At 60.2% G+C, this 5,822-nt stretch carries 6 protein-coding genes; 1 reads left to right on the top strand and 5 read right to left on the bottom strand.

Annotated features, from left to right (window positions below):
- Positions 1-20: 20 nt before the first annotated feature.
- From AC0AP0_RS07915 to AC0AP0_RS07930, 4 genes are all read right to left on the bottom strand, one after another.
- Positions 21-410 carry a cold-shock protein gene (locus tag AC0AP0_RS07915; protein ID WP_015022102.1) on the bottom strand — a complete coding sequence of 130 codons (390 nt, stop codon included), beginning with the start codon at positions 408-410 and terminating at the stop codon, positions 21-23.
- A gap of 86 nt (positions 411-496) precedes the next feature.
- The gene (locus AC0AP0_RS07920) at positions 497-2,461 is read right to left on the bottom strand and encodes a sensor histidine kinase (protein WP_490430070.1); all 1,965 of its coding nucleotides are present in this window, start codon (positions 2,459-2,461) and stop codon (positions 497-499) included.
- Positions 2,442-3,200, bottom strand: coding sequence for a response regulator transcription factor (locus AC0AP0_RS07925; protein WP_110425491.1), 759 nt, complete (start codon positions 3,198-3,200; stop codon positions 2,442-2,444). Before AC0AP0_RS07925 ends, AC0AP0_RS07920 begins: the two co-directional genes overlap by 20 nt.
- 4 nt (positions 3,201-3,204) lie before the next feature.
- Positions 3,205-4,023, bottom strand: a complete 819-nt coding sequence (locus AC0AP0_RS07930) for a TPM domain-containing protein (RefSeq protein WP_490430071.1) — start codon at positions 4,021-4,023, stop codon at positions 3,205-3,207.
- Between the two features lie 42 nt (positions 4,024-4,065).
- On the opposite strand from AC0AP0_RS07930, the gene AC0AP0_RS07935 reads away from it, so the two are divergent.
- Entirely contained in the window at positions 4,066-4,359 is a 294-nt protein-coding gene (locus AC0AP0_RS07935) for a WXG100 family type VII secretion target (protein ID WP_015022106.1), read from the top strand.
- 185 nt (positions 4,360-4,544) lie between these two features.
- Here AC0AP0_RS07935 and groL read toward each other — a convergent pair.
- A partial coding sequence (gene groL / locus AC0AP0_RS07940) for a chaperonin GroEL (protein ID WP_490430072.1) occupies positions 4,545-5,822 on the bottom strand: 1,278 nt, incomplete at its 5' end.

Consider the following 5,822-nt stretch of genomic DNA (forward strand, 5'->3'; position numbering starts at 1 on the left):
GGATTCTTCTCGCCGTCCACTCAGTCCGGCACATCAAAGTCATCGGCCACAGCCCTCAGAAGGGTGGCCAGCTTGGCGGATTCGGCCCGACCTGGATAGTGGTGCCGACGCAGGCCATTGCCAGCCGAGTCGAGCAGCTTGATCAAATCCTCCACGATGGCGGCCATATCGTCCGGATCGGGTCGTTTGGCGCGCAGGATGGAGGGGGTCGGCCCCACCAGCTTCAGATCCAGGGCCTGGGGGCCCTTGCGGCCCTCAGCCACCGAGAACTCTACCCGGGATCCCTTGCGTATAGTGGATACTCCAGCAGGTAGGGCTGATGAGGGCAGGAAGACATCCCCACCTTGTTCATCCGTGATGAACCCGAACCCCCGCTTGGCGTCGTACCACCGTACTCTCCCGCTGGGCATGCTCTGCCACTTCCTTACATTGCTTCTTGAACAGGTATATCCGAAATCAGTCTACCTGACCGGAAGGGGCAGCACGACCCATCTTGTCATAGGCGTACGGGACGGCTGGCAGCAGGATTGGCTTGATCCTCGGCGCCCTCCTGATCCCGCCTGACACCCTGGGGTATGACGATGGTGAAAGTCAAGCCGCCCCCCGGGGTCTGCGACGCGCAGATGAATCCCTGATGGGCCTTGACAATGGACTGGACAATGGCCAGTCCAAGCCCCGTGCCGCCTTTCTCCCGAGCTCTGGACGGGTCAGCCGTGTAGAAGCGCTCGAAGAGCCTGGACCTAGATTCCTTCGGGACACCAGGTCCATGGTCAACCACGCGGATGATGGCATAGTCGGTGCCCACATGGCTGTTTTCTGCCACCTGGATCGCCTCGGTCAGGTGTCCCAGCGAGGACTCAGTGGCATCCAACCTGGTCAGATCCGCTGGAGCGATGGTCGCCTTGACCAGACCCAATCCCACCTGGACCGGCGAATCAGACGGAGTGTAGCGGTGGATATTGCCCACGATGTTGGTAATCACCTGACGAAGGCGGCTGGGGTCGCCTGTCACCTGTACCGAGGGCAAGGGTCCTTCCTGGATATCCAAGCTGACCGATGGACCCAGGTGCCCGCCCACGGTGATTTTCTCCTTGTTGCGTCCCTTGAGGCCTGACAGTCCCTTACTGGCTGTGGCTGGCATCTCCTGGGGAGCAGGCTGATCCTCGGTATGCAGGCAAACCCTTCCGGTAGCCACCTCTCTTCCCAGATCCAGGGCATGCAAGTCGTCCACTCCGTCTCGCACCAGACCGGTCAGATCGACCGACAGGGTCGGGTCAATGCCCCTGCCCTCATCCAGGCGAGCAAGCGAAAGCAGATCCGTGACCAGGACCGTCATCCTGGTGGAAGAATCCTCGATGTGCTGGATGGATTTGTCGGCACGCTCCAAAGCCCCTGGATAATCGCGCTGCATCCTGTAGAGCTCTGCATAGCCGTGGATGGCGGCCAGAGGAGTGCGCAGCTCGTGACTGGCGTCCGAAACGAACTGCTTCATCTTTTCAGTGGTCTGGCGCTGCTCGTCGAAGGAATGCTCGATTCGCGCCAGCATAGCATTGAGGGATGCCGCCAGGGAACCCACTTCGGTATTCTCCGGGAAGCTGGGAATGCGTTGGGAAAGGTCGCCGGCCGCTATCTTTGCAGCAGTCTTCTCGATGCGCTTGAGGGGAACCAGAGTGGACTGAATCAGCAGGACCGAGATGACTCCTCCCAGAAGGACCACTACGACGGAAATGATCATGCAGAAAGCCGTCAAATCATGCACGGCCTCATCCTGGTCGCTCATGGACAGACCGATGAAGAGCACACCACTGATTTCGGAACCGTCCAGATCATTGCGCAGCTTCCACTGCATGGCCACCACACGCCATGAGGCCCGGGCTCGCTTCATGGTGTCGCGGTCGGGCGAGGCTTGTTTGGAGACCCGCACATATGCAGGTACCGTGGTCGGCTGGCCAAGGGGTATCGAACCCAGGCTGCCGTCGGCGGGCAGACGCGGGCGGGAGATGACCCCGTTGACCTGCATGGGATTGAGGTCGTCCGAAATGATGTGCAGGTCGTCGTCACGAATCTGCAGGAAGTAGTCGGTGGGACCCAGGCCGTTCTTGCTCAGATCCTCCTGGCGCAAAAGCGTGGCGTTGCGGATGCCCAGATTGGCCTGGCGAATCAGCTGGGAGTCCGTACGTTTCATCAGATAGTCGTCAGCCATCTGGCAGATGGCTACAGAGACGCCCACCGTACCCACGATGAGCAGGATGAGCATGCTGGCCACAAGTTTGGTACTTAGGGGAATCGCAGCCAGAGGCGACCTGGGCATGGACCTGCCCCTCGGCTTGCCGGAATCGGCTCCCCTGCCGGAGTCCGAACCCTTGAACGACCTGGACCTGTCGGCCGACCTCGAATCGGGAACAGCCGATTGTCCTGTCTCAGGGGTCGGACTCTGGGGACTAGTCACCATCGCCGCCATCCGACGCGTTCTGCCTAGGGGCCCGAATCATGTAACCGATTCCTCGCTTGGTCTCGATCAGCGGGGTGACCTTGCGCTCACCGCCGTGCCCATCGCTGACAGTGATGCCATCCACCTTCTTGCGCAGGTAGGAGATATAAGATTCCACGATGGCCGCATCACCGCCCCAGTCGTATTGCCAGACATGGTCCAGAATCTGGGCCTTGCTGAGCACGCGACCCTCATTGTCCATCAGGTAGCGCAGCAGCTTGTATTCGGTCGGGCTCAGGTCAATCGGTCGGCCAGCCCTGGTGACATCGTGGGAATCCTCGTTGATCTCCAGATCACCCACGCGGATGATCGGGTCATCCTCCTGGTGCTCGCGGGTTCTGCGCAGTATAGCCTTGATTCTGGCCACAACCTCCTCCAGGCTGAAGGGTTTGGTCACATAATCGTCGCCACCCACAGTCAGCCCCATGACCTTGTCTTGGGTGTCATCCCTGGCGGTCAGAAAGAGCACCGGCGCTTCGATTCCCTCCTGGCGGATACGGGAGGTGACTGTGAACCCATCGATGTCAGGCAGCATGACATCCAGGACAATCAAATCGGGCTGGATGCGCTCAATGACCTGAATGGCCTCAGAGCCGGACGCCGCGGTCTCAACCGCAAAGCCCGCAAAATGTAGGGAAGCCACCAGCAGATCCCTGATGGACGGTTCGTCGTCGACCACGACCAGTTGTGCTTGCGTCGGTTTGCTCATGGCTTCAGCTTGCCGCCTCTTTCTGGGTATTATCTGAAAGTTCGCTGACCGTCTCTGTTGGGCGTGATTGCTCCTTCGCCGAACTGGACCTGCGATGATGAGCCCCGCTTCGGCTGCTGCGACGCCACCAAATCGTAACGGCTACGCCCAGAATAACCAGGACCACAAACGTTACCGAAAGAGCGATGATCATGATCCGGTGATGCCGGTGGTTCTGCTCAAGAGTCTCCACTTGGGTCATCATGGCTTTAGCCGAGCCCACCCAGTCAGGATTGCGGCTTTTGGTGACCGGCTCCAGAGCAGCCTGCGAGAGCTGATCCACGCTGGATTGGTCCTTGAGCCAGGCCTGCGAGTTGCTGGAGACTGCCACGACTAATTTGCCGTCCTGAGAGGCCACGGCCAGCATAACCGTGTCCTGGGCAGGATTCATTGATTCGAGCACCCGGGATGCCCAGATCTCCGGCTTGACACCCTCATAGAAATGCGGCAAGTAGAGCAGTCGGACCGATACTCCTGTTTGTTCTGCAGTCTCCTTGATCGCATCCTTGACGGATCCCACATCAGAACCCAGCAGATTCTGTGGATCAGTGATCGTGTCGGTCATGGTTCCGGCCCCAGTCTGAGGCTCATCGGCAAAGACCCTGGTCGGTCCAAGGGCGCCTGTAATCAAAACCATCAAGAGCAGGAAAGCCAGAACCCGCCTCATGGCCGGAGCGCAGCCTGGACTCGCCTTGTGGAGGAAGACTCGTTCGACCACATGGGTCCGTAGACGGGGCAACCGCGTGAACACTGTCATAGTGTCCACAGTAGCGGCTGACGGCATCGGACTCCCCCACCATCACCGCCATTCACGGAAAGGACAACCATGACACGGTTCCAAGTTGATTCAGACCAGATACAGACAGCCTCCGGCGCAGTCAGCGGCTCAATAGGGGCCATCAGAGATGCCGTGGCGGGAATGTACACCAACCTGGACAATCTCCAAAGCGTCTGGCAGGGCTCGGCGGCCAGCCAATTCGCCACAGTGGCCCAGCAGTGGCGCGCCTCGCAAGCCCAGATGGAACAAGCACTTGAAGGCATCCAGGCGGCATTAACCCAAGCTTCGGCTCTTTATGCAGATACCGAAGCCCAGGCCACACGCCTCTTCGCCGGAGCCTGAGCACCGGACCTATGTGCTGGCAGCTCAAAACTATTTGACCACGGCATATCGGGTCCAGATCTGGCAAGCATATGGAAAGACAGACCATAAAAGAGACAGGGGCCTGCGCACCATATCCCGATGCGCAGGTCCCTGTCCTTGGCGATCACTAGGTTCAGCCGAAAAGCCCAGCCGAACCTCAAGGATCAGTAGCCCATGTCGCCCTGAGGCTGAGCGGCGGCAGGTGCCGGAGGCTCAGGCTTGTTGGCCACGACAGCCTCGGTGGTCAGGAAGAGCCCGGCGATTGAGGCTGCATTCTGCAGCGCGGAACGGGTCACCTTGACGGGGTCGGCCACGCCGGCCTCCAGCAGGTCCTGATACTCGTTGTTGGCTGCGTTGAAGCCCTGGCCAGCAGGCAGCGAACGGACCTTGTTGATGACCACGTCACCGGAGACTCCGCTGTTCTCAGCGATCTGCTTGATGGGGGCCTCGATGGCGCGGAAGACGATGGATGCGCCGGTGGATTCATCACCATCCAGCTTGACATCCTTCTCAGCCTTGGCAGCGGCCTGAACCAGAGCCACGCCGCCTCCGGGCAGCAGGCCCTCTTCGATGGCGGCCTTGGCGTTACGGACAGCATCCTCGATGCGGTGCTTACGCTCCTTGGCCTCGACCTCGGTAGCTGCGCCGACCTTGATGACGGCAACGCCGCCGGCCAGCTTGGCCAGCCGCTCCTGCAGCTTCTCGCGATCATAGTCGGAATCGGTGTTCTCGATCTCGGTGCGGATCTGACCCACGCGGGCGGAGACCTCGTCCTTGGAACCGCCACCGGAAACGATGGTGGTCTCATCCTTGGAGACGATGACCTTCTTGGCGGTGCCCAGCACGCTCATGTCGATGGAGTCCAGCTTGAGACCAAGCTCATCGGAAACCACCTGTGCGCCGGTCAGGATAGCCATATCCTGCAGCATGGCCTTGCGACGGTCGCCGAAGCCAGGAGCCTTGACAGCGCAGGAGTTGAAGGTGCCGCGGATCTTGTTGAGGATCAGGGTGGGCAGCGCCTCGCCATCCACATCCTCAGCGACGATCAGCAAGGGCTTGCCGGTCTTCATGACCAGCTCGGCGATGTGGACCACGTCCTGCTGGCTGGAGACCTTGCCCGAGGTCAGCAGAATGTAAGGATCATCCAGAACGGCGGTCTGGTCATCGTTGTTGGTGACGAAATAGGGAGCGATGTAGCCCTTGTCGAAGCGCATGCCCTCGGTGAACTCCAGGTCCAGGCCGAAGCGGTTGTTGTCCTCGACGGTGACCACGCCGTCCTGGCCGACCTTGTCCAGAGCCTCGGCGATCTCATTGCCGATCTCGGGGTCGCCTGCAGAAATGGTGGCAGTGGCAGCAATCTGGTCTTTGGTCTCGACTTCCTTGGACTGGGCCACGAGTTCCTTGACGATGGCGTCAGCAGCCTTCTCGATGCCGCGGCGCAG

The organism is Bifidobacterium sp. POST2/T3 (B1) (assembly GCF_058197115.1).